The organism is Tardiphaga sp. 841_E9_N1_2 (assembly GCF_051811065.1).
In the GTDB taxonomy this organism is placed as follows: Bacteria; Pseudomonadota; Alphaproteobacteria; order Rhizobiales; family Xanthobacteraceae; genus Tardiphaga; species Tardiphaga robiniae.
The window spans coordinates 2186629-2205620 of the sequence record NZ_JBPWQC010000001.1 but is presented as its reverse complement, the minus strand read 5'-3'; the positions used below and the strand labels follow the sequence as shown (position 1 = coordinate 2205620).

Sequence of the window (18992 nt, the reverse complement as noted above, 5' to 3'; positions counted from 1 at the left end):
CAATGATGTTAAGTGAAGATGAATTTGGCGAGATGAAGTGGCGGCACCCTATGGTATCAAATGTTATTCAACAATCCCACCAGTAGGCATTTTGTAAAAATAGCTTTGATAATTTGAGGTTCGGCGTGCCGCGACATATCCGCCAACTGTTCTCCGCATGCCTTGCTACATTAACAGTCAGTGTGCTGATGAGCGGCTGTGCATGGCTGCCGCCGCAAGCGTGTCTGCCGCCCTCGCGCGTCATGGTGTCTGCGGAGATGATCTTCGGCCGTAACATTGGCGATCGGCCTGGTATCAGCGAATCTGCATTTGCAAATTTCGTCGCAAGGGAAATCACGCCTCGCTTTCCCGATGGTCTCACCGTCATCGATGGAGACGGGCAGTGGCGCGACGGCGTGCGTAATGTTGATGTCCGCGAAAGGGCAAAGGTCGTTCTGATCACTTTCGCTGACGACGCTCAGAAACGTGCCGATCTCGTTGCCATCGCGGACAGCTATAAGCGGCAGTTCAGTCAGCAGTCGGTGCTCACGAAGGTCGGCAATGCCTGCGTAAGCTTCTAGTTCGCGCCGTCATTGACACCGCGCCAGCGCGCGTAGCGCCACGGTGTGTACCAACGGGCATCGGGCGACAGCTTGACCGGCACGTTGTCGATACCCGAAGTGCCCCATGGCTGGCAGCGGAGCAGTCGGGCCAGTGTCATCCAGCCGCCGGCCCACAATCCGTAGCACTCGATCGCTTCGTCGCCATAGACCGAGCAGGTCGGGAAGTGACGGCAATTGTATCCGACCAGCGGCGACAGCGTGTGGCGGTATATCCAGATCATGCCGCGACCGGCATTGCGCGGCAGCCGTTGAATAGTACCGACGCAGTTCGGGCACATGGATGAATGTTTCATGGTCGGATTGCTATCAGATCAGCCGGGTTTTGCCCGGTTCCTTTGCATGGAACCCATCTACTTATGCATTGGAGACACACCTGCCAATTTATCGCATGCAGTGCAGCAAAAGTAACTGGACGCTGCGGCGAAGCCCGTTAGGTTTTCACGTAACGCCCGTGTGACAGAATCATGAGCGTTGTTTGGGGCCGTTGCCATTGCTCATGAGAGTGCGGGGAAGGAACCGACTTGGGACGTATGAGGTCGCTTCGATCAGGTAGTTCGGCGCTGTTTCGCGCCGCGGCCTTTTGTATCGTTCTTCCTGGACTCGCGGCGGGTCTGCTGGCTTCGGCCGCGTCCTCTGCCCAAGCTGCAGCCGTTCTCGAAGAACGCAAACTCCCGATGCGCTTCACCTGGGTTGCTTGTGAGCCGAATTGCCGTGGTTGGATCGGTGCGGTGGGGATTGTCACCGGCGACACCGTCAGGGATTTCGACGAATTTTCCAAAGGCCGCGATCTGACTGACGCGACAGTGGTGCTGGATTCCAGCGGCGGCTCGGTCAATGACGCCATCACCATGGGCCGGCGCTGGCGCAAGCTTGGTCTGCGCACCACAGTCGGTATCACGGTCGACCTGCAATCAACCTCGGGCGTCATGAAGCCGGCGGTCGTGCCGCAGGCCTATTGCGAATCCATGTGCGTGTTCCTGCTGCTGGCGGGCAAGACCCGCTATGTGGCCGAAGAATCCCTTGTGCGCGTCCATCAAATCTGGATGGGCGACCGCGCCGACGACCCGAAGGCTGCGAGCTATACGGCAAACGATCTGATGATCGTCGAGCGGGATATCGGCCGTCTCGCCAAATACACCTTCGACATGGGAGGCACGGGTGATCTCTTGTCATTGTCGCTCAGCGTGCCGCCGTGGGACGATCTACATCGGCTTACGGAAGCCGAATTGAAGCTGACCAATCTGGTCACCAGCCATAGTGTCGGTGATGTGTTGCCCGAGCCTCGCGAGCAGGAGGCGCCGGTCGCATCACTGGTGCCGAAGTCGGTACAGGATCGTTTCGTGAGCGGGCCGGAGAATGAAAACACCCCGGTCGCTTCGGCGCCGGTCGTGTCTTCGACGAAGTCGACCAAGACGGCCGAGGCCTCGGTGCCGACTGGCGGCGTCGCATCGGCACCGTCAGGGAAATAGCCGCACTGGCGTTACGCAGGCGTCGGCTGACTGGCTCCGGCGTTTGACTTGGCTTCAATCTGCCCGATGGCGTCCACGACCGCATCGAATGTGAGAAGCGTCGAGGCGTGGCGCGCCTTGTAGTCGCGCACCGGTTCGAGCAGGGCGATATCTGCCCACTTTCCGTCCGATGGCGGTGCGCCGTTTTCCTTCAGCATCTTGCGCACGGTCTCGCGCAGCGCACGCAATTCTTCGGCGGTCGAGCCCACCACATGACGCGCCATGATCGACGACGAGGCTTGGCCAAGCGCGCAGGCCTTCACGTCATGGGCGAAGTCGGTGACCACATCGGCATCCATCATGAGGTCGATCTTGACGGTCGATCCGCAAAGCTTGGAATGGGCGGTGGCTGACGCATCGGGGGCAGGGAGGCGGCCCAGCCGGGGAATGTTACCGGCGAGCTCGATGATGCGCTTGTTATAGATGTCGTTCAGCATCTGGTTCGGACCTTAACTGTGCCATCGGTCACCGGGATCACGTCTTTGGCGCGCGAGGAATTGGACTCTATATAGCGTCCATTCCATGAAATAAAAGATCAGGAGTTTCAATGGTCTGTGAGCAGTTATGTTTTTGGCGGCGCACGGATTTTGCAGGTCGCAGCCGTCTCCCTCATGTAGGGACACTCTAACGGCCGCCCAACATCTTCAGAAAGAAGGCACGCCGATAGAGAATTCCGGATCCCTCTGCGCCGCTCAATCGCTTCCGCGACTGACGTCTCGCCGAGCCTGCGCACGCTTGGTCGCCTGCGACACACTTCCAATCCGCGAAGGAGGGATCTTGATATTCCGGCGCCGGCTCGGGATGGAGCGCATTCCTTCACTGGGACGAAGATCATTCTGCGGTCGAGAGAACTGTTGTGCCCGTCGCTGTGCCAATGCGCGCCTGGCGGCCTCTCCGAGTTCCTTTTTCGCTTCGAAGTTCTGCAGGCGCTTTAGCTCCTTGCTAACGCGTTTTATAGCAGCGACGAAGACTTGCTTGCGCTGAGTTGCATGCTCGGCTGTTCCGGAAAAGCTGCTGCCCCGCGGGTCGGCTTTTCCTCTTGCTTCGCGCTGTCGATGCCGCGCTAGGGTGTGCTCCTTGCCATGAAAATCCCGTAGCCTCGAACGAAGGCTCTCCAGCTTGTCGCGCGTTAATTCGCCGATGGCGGGATGATGAGTAGCAAGAACGATTTCTTGCTCGTCGTGTTTCAGAATGCTGATTTCATACTTGCAGGATGCCGCCATCGCCTTTTCCTCCAACCGATGCCTAGGTTACGGATCGTTCGCGCTGTTTCTCGCACTCCCTCCGAACCAGCGTCCTCCATAAGAGTCGCGCGGGGAGCTGTTTGACGCGATGCACGCTGCCAAGATTGTTCCTCCGTGCCGTTCTGAAGTATCGGGTCATCACCCTAGGCTCACATGGGAACTGCCCGCATTGCCCTTGAATGGCGTGCTGGGAATAATAGGAAAAAGACCAACGATTTAAATGTGATGAGTGGGTAGCCTGATGGCTGGCAACAGTCGTAATGGTCCACTATATAGGGCGGAGCCCGGCCAACAGAGCGCCGGGCGTTCTCCAGATCGCCGGAATTTGAGAATTCAGTTCGGCGGCCTCGGTGTTATTGTCGCAAGACGATGTTTTATTGACGGACTCAGGCGTCCGGCGGCCTTGCCGCCCCGTCTGCCCGGTGACACTCCGGCCTCCCGTGGGGCCGGTCGAACGGAGTAAAGATGGACGCTGTGATCAAGCCGCTTCGCGGCAAATCCCCGGATGGCAAATCTTCTGAAGTCAGATCTGCCGAGAGCAAAGTGCAGGAATTCCGGCCGGCGGAGCTCGATCCCGCCGAATTTCTGGCTGCGGCGGTAAATCCCGACCAGCTGCGGCCCTCGCGCGCCGAGGCAGAGCAGGCCGTGCAGACACTGCTCGCCTATATCGGCGAGAATCCGCAGCGCGAAGGCCTCATGGACACCCCGCGACGCGTGGTCGAGGCCTATGACGAGCTGTTCCAGGGCTATCATCAGTGCCCGGCCGAGGTCCTGAACCGGACCTTCGGCGAGACCGCGGGCTATGACGATTTCGTGCTGATCCGCGACATGGCCTTCGTCTCCCATTGCGAGCATCACATGATGCCGTTCTACGGCAAGGCGCATATTGCCTATACACCGGTGGAGCGCGTCGTCGGTCTCTCCAAGCTAGCGCGTCTCGTGGATATCTTTGGCCATCGGCTGCAGACCCAGGAGCATCTGACCGCGCAGCTTGCTGCCGCGGTCGATGAAGTGCTGAAGCCGCGCGGCGTTGCCGTGATGGTTGAAGCCGAGCACACCTGCATGTCGGCCCGCGGCATCCGCAAGGAAGGCTCGCGCACCTTCACCACGCGTTTCACCGGCAACTTCCGCGACAATCCTGCCGAGCAGGCGCGGTTCATGTCGATGATCCAGTCCATGTCTCGTTAAACGATTGTCGCGCTGATCGCGCGACGATCGAGATTTGTTGCTAGAGTGTCGGGCGCATCAGGCGCCCGATTTTCGTTTGACGACCACAGCGAGAGATTTTCCCGTGTCCAATACATCGCACGCGCACAGCCATGATCTCGAAGAAGGTCTCGTGCTCACGCCGAAATTCGACGCTGCCGGTCTCGTTACCGTCGTGACGACCGACGTGGCGAATGGCGACGTGTTGATGGTGGCGCATATGAATGAAGAGGCGCTGCGCAACACTATCGAAACCGGCGATGCCTGGTATTACAGCCGTTCGCGCAAGGCGCTATGGCGCAAGGGCGAGAGCTCAGGCAAGACCCAGCGCGTGGTCGAGATGCGGATGGATTGCGACCAGGATGCGATCTGGATCAAGGTCGAGCAGATCGGCGGAGCCGCCTGCCACACCGGCCGTCGCTCATGCTTCTATCGCGCGATCACCAAGGGCGAGGGTGGGGCAGCGAAGGTGTCGTTCATCGATGCGGACAAGGTGTTCGATCCGGCGTCGGTCTACGGAAGCTGAACTGGCTCTGATCTCAGGTCACGCCAGCCGGCTGGCGAAATCCTGCCGGGATTTGGCGGCGCTGATGCCGGTTGGATCGGCGATCATGTCCATGTAATCGACGGCCGCCGACCGCAGTTTGCCGTCCTTCATGGTCATGACGCCAGACAGGGTCTGGATGTTCATCGAACGGATATTGTAGTTCTTCCAGGCTTCCGCCTGTTTCGCTTCGCTATTGGTCGATTTTTTCTGCTCGTTATAGAGATCGAGCGAAGCTTGCGCCGCCTTCAGCGCATTCAGGCCCGAGACTTCCTTCATCTCCTTGGCGAGCGCCGGATCGTCGCTGAACATCTTCTCTATCTTGGCCTTCCAGGGGCCTTCGGCAGTCACGTTGCCGAATTTGTCGACCTTCATATGCGTCGCATACTCCGGCGGGATGTTCATTTTCTCGAACGCTTTGGAGAGGCGGTCGGCCAGGGCGTCGGTCCGCTTCGTCAGCATTTCGTCGAATGTATCGGTGAGTCCCTCGGTCGCGGCCTGATCGGCCTTGGCCTTTTCGATAATCGCCTTGGCGCGGTCTGACAGCGATACGAAGGCGGCAGGGGCTGTCGGCGCAGATGCAGGCTTGTCGGATGAGACGGATGGCTTGGCGGGCGCAACGGCGGCAGGGGCCGCTTTGTCCCACGGTTGTGTCGACGTCGAATGCGCGTTTGCGCCATTTGCGACCGCAACCATCGTGATCTCCATTCCCGCTGCCGACGGGAGCGAATCTCCGTCAGACACATACGGAAACACCCTCGCGTTAATGCTCTGTAAAATATGCAACCACGGATGGAGGTGTTGGGCGCCAAAACCGCCTTAGCGTTTCGTTAACCATGAATGTCCCACTGTGTCCGCGGCTTCCGCACGGCTGGCAGGGCACGATTCCCGGTAGTCATGTCGCGGCAGCGGGGCACCTCACTATGGCGGTCGACGCGACCAACCTCGCATCAGCACTCTCGTCAACGCGCAGTCAGGTGACCGGCGCGATCAAGAATGCTGCCGGCACCACGGGTACGAGCTTCGAATATCTGCTCGCCACCGCCAAGATGGAATCCAATTTCAATCCCTCGGCCACGGCGTCGACGTCCTCGGCCAAGGGCCTGTTCCAGTTCATCGAGCAGACCTGGCTCGGCACCGTGAAGGAAGCCGGCACGCAGCTCGGCTACGGCAAATATGCCGACGCCATCACCAAGTCGCCGTCGGGAAGTTATTCGGTGAGCGATCCGGCTGCGAAGGCTGAGATCCTGAAGTTGCGTGACGATCCCGTCGCGAGTTCATCGATGGCCGGCGTGCTGACGCAGTCCAACAGTTTCAAGCTCACTGGCGAGATCGGGCGCCGTCCCAGCGACTCCGAACTATACATGGCGCATTTCATGGGCGTCAGCGGCGCCTCCAAGCTGATCAACAATGCGGCGAACAATCCGAGCGCATCGGGCGCAGCACTGTTTCCGAATGCCGCCGCAGCGAACCGGCCAATCTTCTACGATCAGAGCGGTAGCGCGCGCAGCGTGTCTCAGGTCTATTCGGTGCTGTCGGCGCGCTATGACAGTGCTGCGAATTCCACGGCGACACGGACGGCGATGGCATCCGCGGGTGTGGTGACGGCGCAGGCAGTCTCGCCACTGACGCCGTCCAGCAATGCGACGTTCCTGTCGCGCTTCCCGGATCTGAGCACGGCGCAGGTCGCAAGCTTTGCATCCGATCAGTCATCGGCGGCCGTGCAGGAACAGCCGATTTTCCGGTCGCTGTTCCAGGGCGGCGATCGTGCGCAACCTGTGTCGCCGGCCGTGCAGGAATTGTGGGGCAACCGCACGTCACTGACGTCCACGTCGCTGCCGAAGGCACCTGAAGTCGGCGTGCCCAAGCCGCTCGATCTGTTCAGCGATCGCGCCGGGACTTTTAGTAGTTAGCTCCGTCCCCTCATGGTGAGGAGGCGCGCAGCGCCGTCTCGAACCATGAGCTGTTGGCAGGCATCGCCGCTAGCGGCCATCCTTCGAGACGCGCGCAAGGGCGCGCTCCTCAGGATGAGGGCGGAGTGTGTGATATTCACCGGGAGCCACAGATTTCCCCGCGTGTCCGATCCCTTAATAAAACCTCAACAAACCCATAAGCTTATGGTGAACCGTTTGTTAAGCGGGATGGTTTATTTTCTCTGACAGTGGCATCGCGTTTCGGTGTTGATCTTGTTGCGTAGGCTGGCAGAACCATGATTGTTCGGCAGTTCATCAGTTGGGTACGGACCGCTCCAGCCAGCGAGCGGGCGGAGGCAACGCGCTCTTTGGCGCGGGCCTGGATTTTTTCTGATCTTTCAGACGACGACCGCGCCGCCGCCGAAGGCGCGCTGCTGATGCTGCTCGATGACGCATCGCCGCTGGTGCGCCAGGCCATGGCGCAGGTTTTTGCCCGCGCGCCGTCGGCGCCCCCGGCCATCGTGCAGGCGCTGTCGGTGGATCAGCCCTGTGTGTCGCTTCCAGTGCTCGAACATTCGCCGCTGCTGATCGATGCCGATCTGGTCGACATCGTCGCGACGGGGAACAGCGAACTGCAATGCGCGGTCGCGCGCCGCATCAATCTGCCGATTTCGATCTGCGCCGCCATTGCCGAAGTCGGCTCTGCCGCGGCTGCGCTCGAACTCATTGAAAATCCGTATGCCGAACTGGCGCAATTCTCCTGGGACCGTATCGTCGAGCGTCACGGTCATCTCGCCGCCATCCGCGAAGCGATGCTGGCCCTTGGCGACCTGCCGGCCACGACGCGTCTCGCGCTGGTGGCCAAGCTCTCCGAAACACTGACCCGCTTCGTCGTTGCGCGCAACTGGCTGTCGCCGGATCGTGCCGAGCGCATTGCCGACGAGGCGATGGCGCGCTCCACGGTCAATATTGCGTCGCGTTCGCGCGGCGACGAGATGCGCGATCTCGTCCATCACCTGCGCGAAGCCGGGCAGTTGACCGTTGGCCTGATCCTCCGCGCCCTGCTGTCGGGCAATCTCGACCTGTTCGACCAGGCGCTGGTGGAGCTGTCCGGCCTGCCGCAGAGCCGCGTGGCCGCGCTGGTCTATGACGGCGTCGGTGCCGCGCTGAACGCGTTGCTTGCCCGCGCAGACCTGCCGGAGTCGACATTCCCTGCCTTCCGCGCCGCGCTGGCTGCGCGCAACGAAATCGGTTTCATCGGCTCTGTCGGCGGCGCGGTGCGGCTGCGTCGTCGCATGGTCGAGCGCGTGTTGACGGTGTGCGAGACCGATGAAGCCACGTCCGAGCCGCTGTTGATCCTGCTGCGGCGCTTCGCAACGGAATCGGCCCGCGAGGAAGCGCGGGTGTTCTGCGATGAGCTGGCAGAGCAGGCGAATGCGCGCGACGAGTATCAGCTGATCGCGGCGTAAGCGTCGAATATCTCAGTCGTCATGCCCGGCCTTGAGCCGGGCATCCATCGTTCGACATCAGCGCATTTCAACAGATGGATGGCCGGGTCAAGCCCGGCCATGACGTGGAGAGTGTTTCGATCGCGTCAGACGAAATTGCGGAGCGACGCTATTCTTTCGGTACGATGCTTGGCGCCGAGATCATCTCGAGATGGTCCGGCCGATCGCGATTGACCACCATCAGATAATCATCAGCGACGGCGCGCAGGCGGGCGCTGAGTTCGTTGGCCACGCCGGCCTTCTCGATGGTGTTGTGCTCGCGCACGATGGCCTGGATCGCATCGATATGGTGCTGGATCAGATCCGGCGGCACCGCATCGAGATCGGGGGCGTGTTCGAGAATCCGGCACAGGCTTTCGGCGGCGACGCCAGCGGCAGGAAAGCCGAAGGTCGAGGCGTCGCCCTTGATGTCGTGTGCCGCACGAAACAGCTCGCCGCGGGTGTGCGTATCGAAGCCCTTTTTCAGGATCGCGGCATGTGCTGCGGCAAGGCGGTCGCATTCGCTGCGCATCCAGGTCTTGAACTCGCCGGAGAGATTGGCCAGCGCCTGTTCGGCGCGCGCCACGGGATCGTCGAGCTCGCGATCGATGACACGGCGGATCGCGTGCTTCAGCGTGTTCGGCGGCGTGATGACCTGGTGATCGGCGAAAGCCTGCACCTTCGGCGGCGCCGGCGCTTTGTTCTTGGCCATGGTCGTTTCTCCGAACATTGCGCTAGCCAGTGACACGGGCTTTATCCAGCAGCGACGGCTGCTGCAGAACCTCGGCTTCACCGCCATTGCGGCGTTCCGGTCCGATATAGGCGACGGTGGTGTTGCGGCGGCGGTCGGGCCCGAAATAGTTCTTCGTCTTGATGAAGGGGCGGGGATGCGCGACCACGCTCATGATGCGCAGATAGAGGCCCTTGGCCGAAATCGGCTTGGCCAGAAATTCGGTGACGCCGGCATCGCGCGCCATGGTGATGCGACGCTTCTCGGAGTGGCCGGTCAGCATGATGATCGGCGCGTAGGGATTGCCCTTGGAATCCGGCTGCCGGATCATCTGCGCCAGTTCCAGCCCGTCGAAAATCGGCATCGCCCAGTCGGCGATCACGATGTCCGGCACATAGTGGCTGTACATTTCCAGCGCCGTGGCGCCGTCCTCGGCTTCATAGACTTCGCGGGCGCCGAACGAATGCAGCAGCGTGCGCAGGATGCGCCGCATGTGCGGATTGTCGTCGCAGACCAGAAAACGCAGCTTGTTGAAGTCGATACGGAACATGATGCGGCTCGAACCGGGCTGGGACCGTTACCCGATGTTAACCATACCGCGTCGCGTCTTAACGAATGGTTGAGGCACTGCAGGAGCCCAATCCGCTATGGGGACGTCCCAAGTCGACGCGATATTCCAAGAATCGCGTCCGCGGTCTCTGCGGGGCGGAGCATGGGATGCAAATGCGTGCCATTTAGCCTCGTAACTGGCCAGGCGCGTCGCTGAGCTTCTGCGGCTGCATGATCGTAAATTGTTGAAGTCTGGATGAAGCCGGCAGGCACATGATCCCAGCGCGGGAGTTCGATCGTGTCATCGAACCAATCGACGTGCATTTTGGGAAGTTCACTTTCGAATTGCGCGAAGGCTACGGGATCTCTGGCCAAGATATCAATGCCAACCAGAGATGCGCGACGGGCATCCCCAAAAAACCATTGTGACCAAATCGGAAGCGTCCCGTCGGCACCGGCGAGGTTTTTCACGTGGTCGTGCAAGGCGGGTCTGACGGGTGAGGCTGCGCCATGCGATGGGGGCACATCGCCATCGACAATGATGACACCACGCATGGGCAGCCTGGTCGCCAGATCGACAGCAAGATGACTTGCAGAACTATGTCCCACCACAATCAGTTGGCTGCTCGGCACGATATGATCGAGAAGACTTTGGGTCCATGCGCTCCATGCAGGTGGCGAGGCATGGTAAGCCAATATGTCCGGTACTTGGACATGGCATCCTGCCCCCCGCAGATGTTCGGCCGTCGACTCCCAACTTGATCCTCGGACCAAGGGGCCTGCCACAAGGACGAAATCGAACGGCATAAGTCCCTCGGCGGTATCAGTTGGATGAATTCTAGTATCCGAACTGTTCGCTCAGGATGCGTTCTTCCAGGCTGTGGCCGGGGTCGAACATCATGCGCATCGAGATCGACTTGTCGGAGATGATTTCGACCCGCCGGACGTCGCGGGCTTCCTCGTTGTCGGCGACGGCGGCCACCGGGCGCTTTTCGCCTTCCAGCACCTCGATTGCGACGATCGCCGTATTGGGAAGCAGCGCGCCGCGCCAGCGCCGGGGGCGGAACGCGCTGATCGGTGTCAGCGCCAGCAGCGCGGCATTGATCGGCAGGATCGGACCCTGCGCCGACAGGTTATAGGCGGTCGAGCCGGCCGGCGTCGCCACGAGGATGCCATCGGCGGCAAGTTCGGCCATCCGTTCGCGTTCATCGATGAGGATGCGCAGGCGCGCCAGTTGATGCGTCTGGCGAAACAGCGAGACCTCGTTGATGGCGTGATGGATGTGTACGCCGCCATGGACGTCCGTGGCGCGCATCAGCAGCGGGTTGATCAGCGTCTCGCGCGCCGCGGTGAGGCGCGCATGCAGATCAAGCGTCGAGAACTCGTTCATCAGGAAACCGACGGTGCCGCGATGCATGCCGTAGATCGGTTTGCCCGTGCGCATGAAGTCATGCAGCGTCTTCAGCATCAATCCGTCGCCACCCAGCGCGACGATGATATCGGCGGTTTCCGGATCGGCATTGCCATAGAGCTGCGTCAGCTGGTCGAGCGCTGCCTGCGCTTCACCGCTGGTACTGGCCACGAAGGCGATCCGGTCATAGCGCTTGGACGGGTTCATCAGGGGATCGCCGGCTCATGCTGCGTGATTGCGCGGGGTCGTCTAGCCGACCTCGCTGGGGCTTGTCGAGCGAAAGGATAGCAGGTCTTTGAGACGGCCGGGCTGCAGGGAGCGCCGCATCGTTAACGGGGCGAGCGGGGCCCGGTTGCTCCATATTTGCGGGTCAGCTCCTCCGCGACCGCCTTTTCGGGCCTTAATTTGCTGCCGGCGAGCCAAACCTCGGTCACTTTCCCGGTCTTGCCACGAACTCTCCGGACTGCTTCCCCATAACTGGAATAACCCGCGGCCGCGGCGATCGTGCCCTTGTCCTTGCCGGTCACCTCGATCTCGGCGAGGTCCATGAAGGGATTGATCGCCTGAGGCGTGGCGACCAGCACCCGGTCTCCGATGGGCACCAGATCAAACGCGCTCCCTGAGGTCCACATGCGTCCCGTCCAGTCGCGGACGCGCTTCTGCGGTGCACCGCGCTGGGCGAATGCGCGCAGGATATGCATGGCGCCATCAACCCAGATGGGCGCCCAGCCGTCGGTGGCATTGGTGAAAACCGAGATCGTCAGCTCGCAGGCCGGGATCACGGCGGTGCGCGAGATATAGCCATGAAATCCGCCATTGTGGCCGAACCAGTCCCAGCCGGCGGTGGTGCCGTTCATGGTGCCGAGGCCGTAATAGCTCTCGATAGTTGCGTGCGGATTGCGCCAGTGCCGCCGCGTCATCTCACGCCGGCCCGCCGCAGACAGCACGCTGTGCTTTGCATTGGGTGCAAGCTGCGCGAAAAACCGCGCGACGTCGGCTGCGGTGCTGACGAAGCCCGCAGCAGGCGTGATGGCGTGGCACGGCGTGTCGCCGGGAATGACCAGACGGCGGTCGAGCGGAAGCCGCGGCGTATGACCTTGTGCGAGGGGCGCGCCCTTTGTCAGCGGCATGTCGGGCTGAGTCTCGCGCAGGCCGACCGCATCAATGATCTCGCGCCTGATCCAGTCGCGATAGGGCTCGCCGGTGACAGCTTCGATGACGAGGCCGAGCAGGCCAAAGCCATGGTTGGAATATTTCAGCCGCGTGCCGGGCGCAATCGCGGGCGGTTGCTGCAGCTCGGACAATAGCTCCTTCTTGTCGAGATAGGGGCGGCTGTCGATGAACTGTCCGGCATCGACGCCGTCGCGCGTGAGGCCGGCGCTATGCGACATTAATTGTCCGATAGTCGTTGCAGCGACCTGCGGATGCAGGCCTTTCACATGGTCGCCAACGGGATCGTCGAGGCGCAATTTGCGTTGCTCGCGGAGCTTCATCAGTCCGGCAGATGTGAAGCTTTTCGAATGCGAGGCGATCCGGAAGCGATGCCGCGGCGTCAGCTTCTCGCCGGTCGCGAGATCGGCGTGACCGAAGGCATATTCAGCGACGATCTTGCCGCGATGCGCGATGGCCACGAGGCAGCCGGGTTGCTGCGTCGTTGCCATCTGGAATGAGAGCCAGTCGTGGATGTAGTCGAGCGCGGGCTTCAGCCAGGGATCCATTAGAGGTCTCAATGTGAGGAGAGCGTCGCAGCCGCGAATATGAGCTGATCTCTCAGCCATAACAAAGCCGGCACAATCCGAAGGATTGCACCGGCTGACTGATCCGCGAATGGGATCAGTAGGTGGGACCGGAGCCGGGCGCCTTTTCCAGCGCAGCAGCGAGCGATTTATATTCGGCGGAGTCCTTGCCGCTCAGCGAAGCAATCTTGTTGAGATGATACTGCGCCTGATCGCGGTTGCCCTGTTCGACCTGCCACAATCCGTAATACTGCCAGGTGCGGACATGGGCGGGGTCGGCCTTCAGCGCGCGCTCGTACCAGATCTGCGAGACCTTGTAGTCGCCGAGCTTGCGATAGGAGTAACCGATCAGGTTGGCGACATCGGCGCGGTCGTCCTGGCCGAGCGCCTTGAGCTGCGCGATGGCGGCCGTGTAGTCCTGCTTGTCATAGACCGTGGCATAGGCGGCGCGATAGTCGGCGAGGAACGCGGCATTCTCGGTGTTCGGATTCCTGGTCTCGGTTTTCTTCTTCTTGTCCTTGGTGCCCTTGGTGTCGGACGCCGGCGGTGCGGAAGGCGTATCGCCGCCTGCGGCATAGGCCGAGGTCATGAAGGGCGTGGCGGCAACGGCCACGGAAAACATTGCCAGCGTCGTCAGCCTGATCGCGAGGTGGGTCATGCAGCGCTCCTGTTTGCAACAGCAATAATCTGACACGGAAGTCTCAGGTTGTGAACACCGGGCGTGGGTGTTCATTCCCGCCTTTGCCGGCATGGGAGCAGACTTGTGGCAGCAGACTTGGGGCAGGACGCCTGACCCAGCCGATCATGACGAGGATGTCACCGAGATGAACGAAGCCTGTCCGGCTTCCTCAGAGTGGGTTCAGCGCGGCGTCGCTAGTCTGACTGCATTGATCGACAAGCCCGGCCAACCGACCGGTCAACTTCGTGATCGAGACCGACAGGAGACGACCATGTTGAAGAAAATTTCCACCGCGTTGATCGTAGTTTCCATGCTTGCCGCTCCCGCGATGGCTGCCGGTATCGCCAAGACCGCGCCGGCGCCGATCACCAAGCCGGTGACGTCGGTCGATAACAAGGTGCAGGCCAAGCCCGGCGTGCTGAACGCAAATGCGAAAATGGTCCGCCATCATCACCGCCATGCCCGTCCTCATCATCGCTTCCACAAGAAGATGAGCGTTCACAAAGTTCACAAGCACACCGCCATCCAGACCACAGTCGTGCACAAACGCGGCTGAGGGGGCTCCGCGGTCGCGGTCTCATATTGCCCAGCCGCGATCGCGGAGTTTCAACGGCCGGCCTGCTGTACCTATCCCCTGGGATGCATAACATCCCTGAGGTGCAGCAGGCCGCTTCGTTTGCGCGGGTCCGTCACCGAGATGCGAATTCCAATTCGGGAGCGAACCGTCTAGGAGAGGCATGACGGGGATAAGCCTGCGAGACGGCACGACGGATGAGACGACATTTGGGGATATCGGCGAAACAGGCAGCAGCGGTACTGTTGCCGCTGTGGCTTGCAGCATGCGGAGGAGGCGGCGCCGGTGGCATCAGCTTCACGGATGACCAGGGCGTTGCGGCCCAGCCATTTCCGACCAATTATCGCGTCGATCTGCTGGCCTTCTTCAAAACCTATCTGAACAATCCGGTCGGCGTTCGTGACGCCATGATGGCGGAGCCGGTGCAGCGCACCGTCGGCGGACGGCTGCGCTATGTCAGCTGCGTGCGCTACACGGCGAAGGATTTCGACGGCAAATACACCGCGCCGCAGGAGCGGGCGGTATCCTATGTCGACAAGCGCCTCGATCGCATTGTCGAGAATGTCACCGAAGCCTGCGCCGGCGCCACCTACGCGCCGTTCCCCGAAATGGAAAAGATGACGCGGTAGCGTTGTTGGCAGCTCTTTAGATCTGCTGTCGGTGCTCGATGCGAGCACGCACGATGCCGGCGTTGGCGCCCTCAACTGACCGCAACGTCGCCACAACATTGCCGCAGCCCGACGTGGGTATCTGGACACTGAAAAACCCGATCAAGTTCGCGTGAGCGCTGAACCAAAAGCCATTTCGCACCGCCTGAAAATGAATAAATCCAAAAGTGTTGCTGCTTTGTCGCAGTCGGCAAACATCGATGTGGCAACGCCTGCCGTGAAGCAACCAAACTGCCGCCACGTTGTTTTTCGATGGTCATTACGCAACACAGGGGAACAACCATGAAGAAGCTTTTGCTCAGCGCGTCGGCCATCGTTGCCGTGGCCGCGATCTCGTCTTCAGCCTTCGCTGCCGACCTTCCGGCGCGGACCTATACCAAGGCCCCGGCCTATACGGCGCCGGCTTTGGTCTACAATTGGACCGGTTTCTACATCGGCGGCCATCTCGGCGGCGCCTTCGGTGACGGCAACAGCCTCGTCGGCGATAGCGGCCGGTTCATGGGCGGTGTGCAGGGCGGCTTCGACTATCAGTTCGCCACCAACTGGGTGGTCGGTGTCGAAGCCCAGTACAGCTGGCTGGCGAGCAGCAATACCAGCCTCGTCTTCCCGAATGGCACGACCATCACGGGCGGCGGTAACGATCAGCTCGGCTCGGTCACCGGTCGTCTCGGTTACACCTGGGGTCCGGCACTGCTCTACGCCAAGGGCGGTTACGCCTGGAAGGATAACAACAACCTGACCATCGCCGCTGTGGCTCCCGCGGTTGCTGTAATCGATGGCAACAAGAAGGACGGCTACACGGTCGGTGGCGGTCTCGAATACATGTTCTCGCCGAACTGGTCGGGCAAGGTCGAATATCAGTACTACAACTTCGGCAACACCACGATCACCTCGACGGCCATTCCCGGCGGCTCGACGAGCTTCAACAACGACGAGCACACCATCAAGGCCGGTCTGAACTATCGCTTCGGCTGGGGTGGCCCGGTGGTCGCCAAGTACTGAGCAAGTACGAAACCGCTTCAATCTTCGACGGAAAGGCCGGCATCACGCCGGCCTTTTTGTTTGTGGGGATTCGTCATGTGCCGCTGCGCGTCGCTGATCATCGCATCAATGCGATCGTCCTCCTCTCCACGTCATGGCCGGGCTTGACCCGGCCATCCACCTTGTCTTGTGCGACGGTGTGCGGGCCAAGCTGGATCCCCGGGTCAAGCCCGGGGGTGACACCTGTGGTGCGGCGCCTTCATCGCGCCATCGTAGATTCAACTGTCAAACAGCCACTGCTCTAGACAACACGTGCTCTTCAGACATGCGTCATCGCCCCCATTGTTTGCGGCGCGGGGGCGCCGTCGTCGCTTGCATTCCCACCCTCTTGCGAGAGGGCGTGCGGAACGCCGGGTGCCCGTTGCACCCTTGGGCCTGATGCGAATGCGGTCTTCCGCAATTGTGAGTGTATCAGGACTTTCGGAGGCGCCGAGCAAGTGCCCGACGTTCCGCATACGGTGTTTTTTCGGTTGCCTGCACATCTGCCATGGCGAACGGTCCCATCACCAAAATTAATGTCCCAGGGCGGAGGGACAGGGTAGCCGCAAAGCACTTGGCCGAACGCGTTTCGATTTGGTCGTCCGTCACACTGTCCAGGGGGTTGTCCATCTCAAGGTCGGCCGTCTCCTTGCCAGTGGCAGTGCTGGCGCAGATCCGTCCTGCCCGAAGACAGACGTCCCCCATGAACCGCGTGACGCCGCATCTCCGGCGTCCACCGCATCCTGCCCCGCGAACGTGACGATCGCGATCGCCCCTCTTGGTGGGGCAAGACGAAGGAGAATATAATCCATGTCGGGATATTGTCAACGCTAGATAGGAAAAAATGTTTAGCGCGTCCCTGGCCACAAATTGTCATTCCGGGGCGCGGCCGGCACTTGCCGGACGCGAACCCGGAATCTCAGCGTGGGAGACTACGATCGCGCCAAACACAGCGGGATTCCGGGTTCGCGCTCTGCCGGCTTCGGCGACGCGCGCCCCGGAATGACGAGTGCGGGGCAGTAGACAGTCGAGCTCTCCGCTGCCCCCGCACCAGGAATCGAAAGTAAACGAGTCCTGAATCCCGGGAAAAATAAGGTTCGAGACTCCCTTGCCAGAATCGCTTGATGGTTGTCGGGCGATGAGAATGATCGACAATATCCGCAGCGACGGGGTGCAGGTGGCACTCACGGTCGCCCTGATGGCCGCCTGTGCGGTCAATCTGCTGCTGCTTTACGCGTGGCTGTAAGCGCATGCGCCGGTTTGGCGCGCGCGGGAGTAGCCCTTGCCGGGCAACTCTGATATCTGACTGCGCGACGCGGGCAGGCGACTGGTCCGGACGTCCTGTTTCGATCTCGGGTAATCAATTAACCCATTGATCTTGTTGCCGGTTTAGCTCAGCGGTAGAGCAGCGGTTTTGTAAACCGAAGGTCGGGAGTTCAATCCTCTCAACCGGCACCACCATTTCATTGAAAATGCTGGTGTTTTCGCCGCATATCGGCCTGGCAATCCCGGCACAGACGGCGAACCGATACGGTTTTTCCAGCCCCAAGAACAGGACCATCTGATCTTGGTCCGTTCTCATATCCCGGACCGCGCGAAGTTATGGGGCCGGGTTGAGCTTCAAACGTTGCTCAGCGTTGAGGACGCCACCTGACACGCAGCGTAGTCGCTGGTGCACGTTATTCAGGGCGGGAAAGGCGCGAATGTGCGCGTCAGAAGCAGTAGGACTCATGGTAGGGTTTCGCCGCCATTTGGGACATTTCTGCCATGACGCCGATACCAACCGAACCAGTTCATCTGGTCGAAGATTCCGTGACCGGTGACCGACTGCTGATCTATGGAACCGATAAGGGAATTAAGATCGAGCTTCGGTACGACGGCGATACCCTGTGGATGACTCAGGCTCAGATCGCCGAGCTTTTCGGTCGAGATGTGTCCACAATATCTAGGCATATCAATAACATAATCGACGAAGGGGAACTTACCGAAGAAAGTTCTTTGCAAAAAACGCAAATATCCACAGGCAGGCCCGCAGCTCTTTACAGCTTGGACATGGTTATTTCGGTTGGCTATCGGGTGTCATCTGCCCAAGCGACTTTGTTTCGACGCTGGGCAACCGACAAGCTCGTGCAGTTCGCTACCAAGGGCTTTGTTATCGACGCCGAGCAACTGAAATCGCCAGATGCACGCGACAGGGTGGCCGAACTTAAAGAAATCATCCGTGACATTCGGTCGGACGAAGCCAATGTCTATCGCGAGCTTCGTGCTATTTGTGCGATGTGCAGCGACTACGACGGTAAATCGCCGGTGTGGCATGAGTTCTACGCTCACACCCAAGCGAAACTGATGTATGCGGTCACGACGCACACACCATCAGAAATGGTGATCAGCCGGGCCAACGCAGGTCATGAGAACATGGGCCTACGGGCTTGGAAAGGTGATCACGTTACCCAAGCGGATGTAGACGTATCGAAAAACTATCTCGTTGAAAGCGAACTTCGGGAGTTCAACCGCCTCACGGTGATCCTTCTCGATATTTTCGAAGACCAACTGGATATCGGCAAGCTTCGTACGATGGCTGAGGTAACGGCACTGCTAGACAATCAGTTGCGGTCCCTTAGCCGCGTGGTGTTCCGCGGGGGCGGCTCGGTAAAGACATCTCAGGCCAAAGCACATGCCTTTGAGCAGTATCGAGAGTTCAATGAAAAGCGGAAGGCTATCAGGCACGCCGAAGCGGATGCGGCTATCGCGTTGCTGAAAGAGCAAAACAAACTGCTTCCTAAAACTCCAAGGAAACGCAACACCACCTAGTCTGCTGTCGCCGACTAAGTGGCCATTTTCAGATTGCGAGTGAGTTATTTCGGCGAGTACCTACTTCCGAGATTGCTGCCGATATCGCGCCAGGCGCCGTTCGGCCTCTCGACCTTCATCTCGGGTCTCTGCATCTCGGAGAAGCCGGGATAGCCGCCAGCCCTCCAGGTCGCATTTCGATGTGATGGTGTGTTGGCGAAGCTGATCGCCGATGACAGTAAGTCGCTGCTTGTCAGCAGGTAAAATGCTTTCAGACATATGCATGACTGCCGCTCCGATGTCGGCAGTATGATAATATGGCACCCAAGAA

The 18992-nt window shown here is 60.4% G+C and carries 19 protein-coding genes and 1 tRNA gene; 11 read left to right on the top strand and 9 right to left on the bottom strand.

From position 1 onward, the window contains the following. Positions 1-125 precede the first annotated feature (125 nt). Positions 126-560, top strand: coding sequence for a DUF3574 domain-containing protein (locus tag AB8A50_RS10710; protein ID WP_439077633.1), 435 nt, complete (start codon positions 126-128; stop codon positions 558-560). On the opposite strand, the gene yidD is transcribed toward AB8A50_RS10710, so the two are convergent. Next, on the bottom strand, positions 557-895 hold the full coding sequence (gene yidD, locus AB8A50_RS10705) for a membrane protein insertion efficiency factor YidD (protein ID WP_439077632.1): 339 nt from the start codon (positions 893-895) through the stop codon (positions 557-559). The genes AB8A50_RS10710 and yidD overlap by 4 nt on opposite strands. A 237-nt stretch (positions 896-1132) precedes the next feature. Here yidD and AB8A50_RS10700 point away from each other — a divergent pair, with 237 nt between their 5' ends. Next, positions 1133-2071 (top strand): hypothetical protein, encoded by a 939-nt coding sequence (locus AB8A50_RS10700; protein WP_439079955.1) that lies wholly within the window; start codon positions 1133-1135, stop codon positions 2069-2071. 11 nt (positions 2072-2082) lie between these two features. Here AB8A50_RS10700 and AB8A50_RS10695 read toward each other — a convergent pair whose 3' ends face one another. Both AB8A50_RS10695 and AB8A50_RS10690 read right to left on the bottom strand, forming a co-directional pair. Next, positions 2083-2547 carry an iron-sulfur cluster assembly scaffold protein gene (locus AB8A50_RS10695; protein WP_439077631.1) on the bottom strand — a complete coding sequence of 155 codons (465 nt, stop codon included), beginning with the start codon at positions 2545-2547 and terminating at the stop codon, positions 2083-2085. A gap of 255 nt (positions 2548-2802) precedes the next feature. Beyond that, positions 2803-3333 carry a hypothetical protein gene (locus AB8A50_RS10690; RefSeq protein WP_439077630.1) on the bottom strand — a complete coding sequence of 177 codons (531 nt, stop codon included), beginning with the start codon at positions 3331-3333 and terminating at the stop codon, positions 2803-2805. Positions 3334-3819: 486 nt separating this feature from the next. Here AB8A50_RS10690 and folE point away from each other — a divergent pair, with 486 nt between their 5' ends. Together folE and hisI are read left to right on the top strand one after the other, a co-directional pair. Then, on the top strand, positions 3820-4542 hold the full coding sequence (gene folE / locus AB8A50_RS10685) for a GTP cyclohydrolase I FolE (RefSeq protein ID WP_089264896.1): 723 nt from the start codon (positions 3820-3822) through the stop codon (positions 4540-4542). A gap of 103 nt (positions 4543-4645) precedes the next feature. Continuing rightward, on the top strand, positions 4646-5086 hold the full coding sequence (hisI, locus tag AB8A50_RS10680; RefSeq protein ID WP_231080212.1) for a phosphoribosyl-AMP cyclohydrolase: 441 nt from the start codon (positions 4646-4648) through the stop codon (positions 5084-5086). An 18-nt stretch (positions 5087-5104) separates the two neighbouring features. Here the strand turns inward: hisI and AB8A50_RS10675 are convergent, their stop codons facing one another. Beyond that, positions 5105-5800 carry a hypothetical protein gene (locus AB8A50_RS10675; protein ID WP_439077629.1) on the bottom strand — a complete coding sequence of 232 codons (696 nt, stop codon included), beginning with the start codon at positions 5798-5800 and terminating at the stop codon, positions 5105-5107. 227 nt (positions 5801-6027) lie between these two features. Between AB8A50_RS10675 and AB8A50_RS10670 the strand changes: the two genes are divergently transcribed. Together AB8A50_RS10670 and AB8A50_RS10665 are read left to right on the top strand one after the other, a co-directional pair. Further along, positions 6028-7017 (top strand): transglycosylase SLT domain-containing protein, encoded by a 990-nt coding sequence (locus AB8A50_RS10670; protein WP_439077628.1) that lies wholly within the window; start codon positions 6028-6030, stop codon positions 7015-7017. A 296-nt stretch (positions 7018-7313) separates the two neighbouring features. Next, positions 7314-8486: a DUF2336 domain-containing protein gene (locus AB8A50_RS10665; RefSeq protein ID WP_439077627.1), complete on the top strand. Its 1173-nt coding sequence runs from the start codon at positions 7314-7316 to the stop codon at positions 8484-8486. Positions 8487-8634: 148 nt separating this feature from the next. Here the strand turns inward: AB8A50_RS10665 and AB8A50_RS10660 are convergent, their stop codons facing one another. From AB8A50_RS10660 to AB8A50_RS10640, 5 genes are all read right to left on the bottom strand, one after another. Then, positions 8635-9216, bottom strand: coding sequence for an Hpt domain-containing protein (locus AB8A50_RS10660; RefSeq protein ID WP_439077626.1), 582 nt, complete (start codon positions 9214-9216; stop codon positions 8635-8637). A 22-nt stretch (positions 9217-9238) separates the two neighbouring features. Continuing rightward, positions 9239-9784 (bottom strand): response regulator, encoded by a 546-nt coding sequence (locus tag AB8A50_RS10655; RefSeq protein ID WP_068731951.1) that lies wholly within the window; start codon positions 9782-9784, stop codon positions 9239-9241. Between the two features lie 837 nt (positions 9785-10621). Then, positions 10622-11401 carry an NAD kinase gene (locus tag AB8A50_RS10650; RefSeq protein ID WP_093762060.1) on the bottom strand — a complete coding sequence of 260 codons (780 nt, stop codon included), beginning with the start codon at positions 11399-11401 and terminating at the stop codon, positions 10622-10624. Positions 11402-11523: 122 nt separating this feature from the next. Then, the gene (locus AB8A50_RS10645) at positions 11524-12912 is read right to left on the bottom strand and encodes a serine hydrolase domain-containing protein (protein ID WP_439077625.1); all 1389 of its coding nucleotides are present in this window, start codon (positions 12910-12912) and stop codon (positions 11524-11526) included. 115 nt (positions 12913-13027) lie between these two features. Next, a complete protein-coding gene (locus AB8A50_RS10640) occupies positions 13028-13588 on the bottom strand; it encodes a tetratricopeptide repeat protein (protein ID WP_439077624.1) in 561 nt (186 codons plus the stop codon). A 292-nt stretch (positions 13589-13880) separates the two neighbouring features. On the opposite strand from AB8A50_RS10640, the gene AB8A50_RS10635 reads away from it, so the two are divergent. The 5 genes from AB8A50_RS10635 (at position 13881) to rhuM (ending at position 18682) form a co-directional block, all read left to right on the top strand. Further along, on the top strand, positions 13881-14165 hold the full coding sequence (locus tag AB8A50_RS10635) for a His-rich protein BRANT (RefSeq protein ID WP_439077623.1): 285 nt from the start codon (positions 13881-13883) through the stop codon (positions 14163-14165). 215 nt (positions 14166-14380) lie between these two features. Further along, positions 14381-14812, top strand: coding sequence for a hypothetical protein (locus AB8A50_RS10630; RefSeq protein WP_244528494.1), 432 nt, complete (start codon positions 14381-14383; stop codon positions 14810-14812). 321 nt (positions 14813-15133) lie between these two features. Beyond that, positions 15134-15853 (top strand): outer membrane protein, encoded by a 720-nt coding sequence (locus AB8A50_RS10625; protein WP_089264886.1) that lies wholly within the window; start codon positions 15134-15136, stop codon positions 15851-15853. Positions 15854-17254: 1401 nt separating this feature from the next. Further along, positions 17255-17329 (top strand) — tRNA-Thr (locus AB8A50_RS10620). Positions 17330-17638: 309 nt separating this feature from the next. Continuing rightward, on the top strand, positions 17639-18682 hold the full coding sequence (gene rhuM, locus AB8A50_RS10615) for a RhuM family protein (RefSeq protein WP_439077622.1): 1044 nt from the start codon (positions 17639-17641) through the stop codon (positions 18680-18682). The last annotated feature ends 310 nt before the right edge of the window (positions 18683-18992 follow it).

Coding starts and splice junctions, on each gene's coding strand:
- yidD (WP_439077632.1), bottom strand. CDS start 895: ATGAAACATTCATCCATGTGCCCGAACTGCGTCGGTACTATTCAACGG.
- AB8A50_RS10700 (WP_439079955.1), top strand. CDS start 1,133: ATGAGGTCGCTTCGATCAGGTAGTTCGGCGCTGTTTCGCGCCGCGGCC.
- AB8A50_RS10695 (WP_439077631.1), bottom strand. CDS start 2,547: ATGCTGAACGACATCTATAACAAGCGCATCATCGAGCTCGCCGGTAAC.
- AB8A50_RS10690 (WP_439077630.1), bottom strand. CDS start 3,333: ATGGCGGCATCCTGCAAGTATGAAATCAGCATTCTGAAACACGACGAG.
- folE (WP_089264896.1), top strand. CDS start 3,820: ATGGACGCTGTGATCAAGCCGCTTCGCGGCAAATCCCCGGATGGCAAA.
- AB8A50_RS10675 (WP_439077629.1), bottom strand. CDS start 5,800: ATGGTTGCGGTCGCAAATGGCGCAAACGCGCATTCGACGTCGACACAA.
- AB8A50_RS10670 (WP_439077628.1), top strand. CDS start 6,028: ATGGCGGTCGACGCGACCAACCTCGCATCAGCACTCTCGTCAACGCGC.
- AB8A50_RS10665 (WP_439077627.1), top strand. CDS start 7,314: ATGATTGTTCGGCAGTTCATCAGTTGGGTACGGACCGCTCCAGCCAGC.
- AB8A50_RS10660 (WP_439077626.1), bottom strand. CDS start 9,216: ATGGCCAAGAACAAAGCGCCGGCGCCGCCGAAGGTGCAGGCTTTCGCC.
- AB8A50_RS10655 (WP_068731951.1), bottom strand. CDS start 9,784: ATGTTCCGTATCGACTTCAACAAGCTGCGTTTTCTGGTCTGCGACGAC.
- AB8A50_RS10650 (WP_093762060.1), bottom strand. CDS start 11,401: ATGAACCCGTCCAAGCGCTATGACCGGATCGCCTTCGTGGCCAGTACC.
- AB8A50_RS10645 (WP_439077625.1), bottom strand. CDS start 12,912: ATGGATCCCTGGCTGAAGCCCGCGCTCGACTACATCCACGACTGGCTC.
- AB8A50_RS10640 (WP_439077624.1), bottom strand. CDS start 13,588: ATGACCCACCTCGCGATCAGGCTGACGACGCTGGCAATGTTTTCCGTG.
- AB8A50_RS10635 (WP_439077623.1), top strand. CDS start 13,881: ATGTTGAAGAAAATTTCCACCGCGTTGATCGTAGTTTCCATGCTTGCC.
- AB8A50_RS10630 (WP_244528494.1), top strand. CDS start 14,381: ATGAGACGACATTTGGGGATATCGGCGAAACAGGCAGCAGCGGTACTG.
- AB8A50_RS10625 (WP_089264886.1), top strand. CDS start 15,134: ATGAAGAAGCTTTTGCTCAGCGCGTCGGCCATCGTTGCCGTGGCCGCG.
- rhuM (WP_439077622.1), top strand. CDS start 17,639: ATGACGCCGATACCAACCGAACCAGTTCATCTGGTCGAAGATTCCGTG.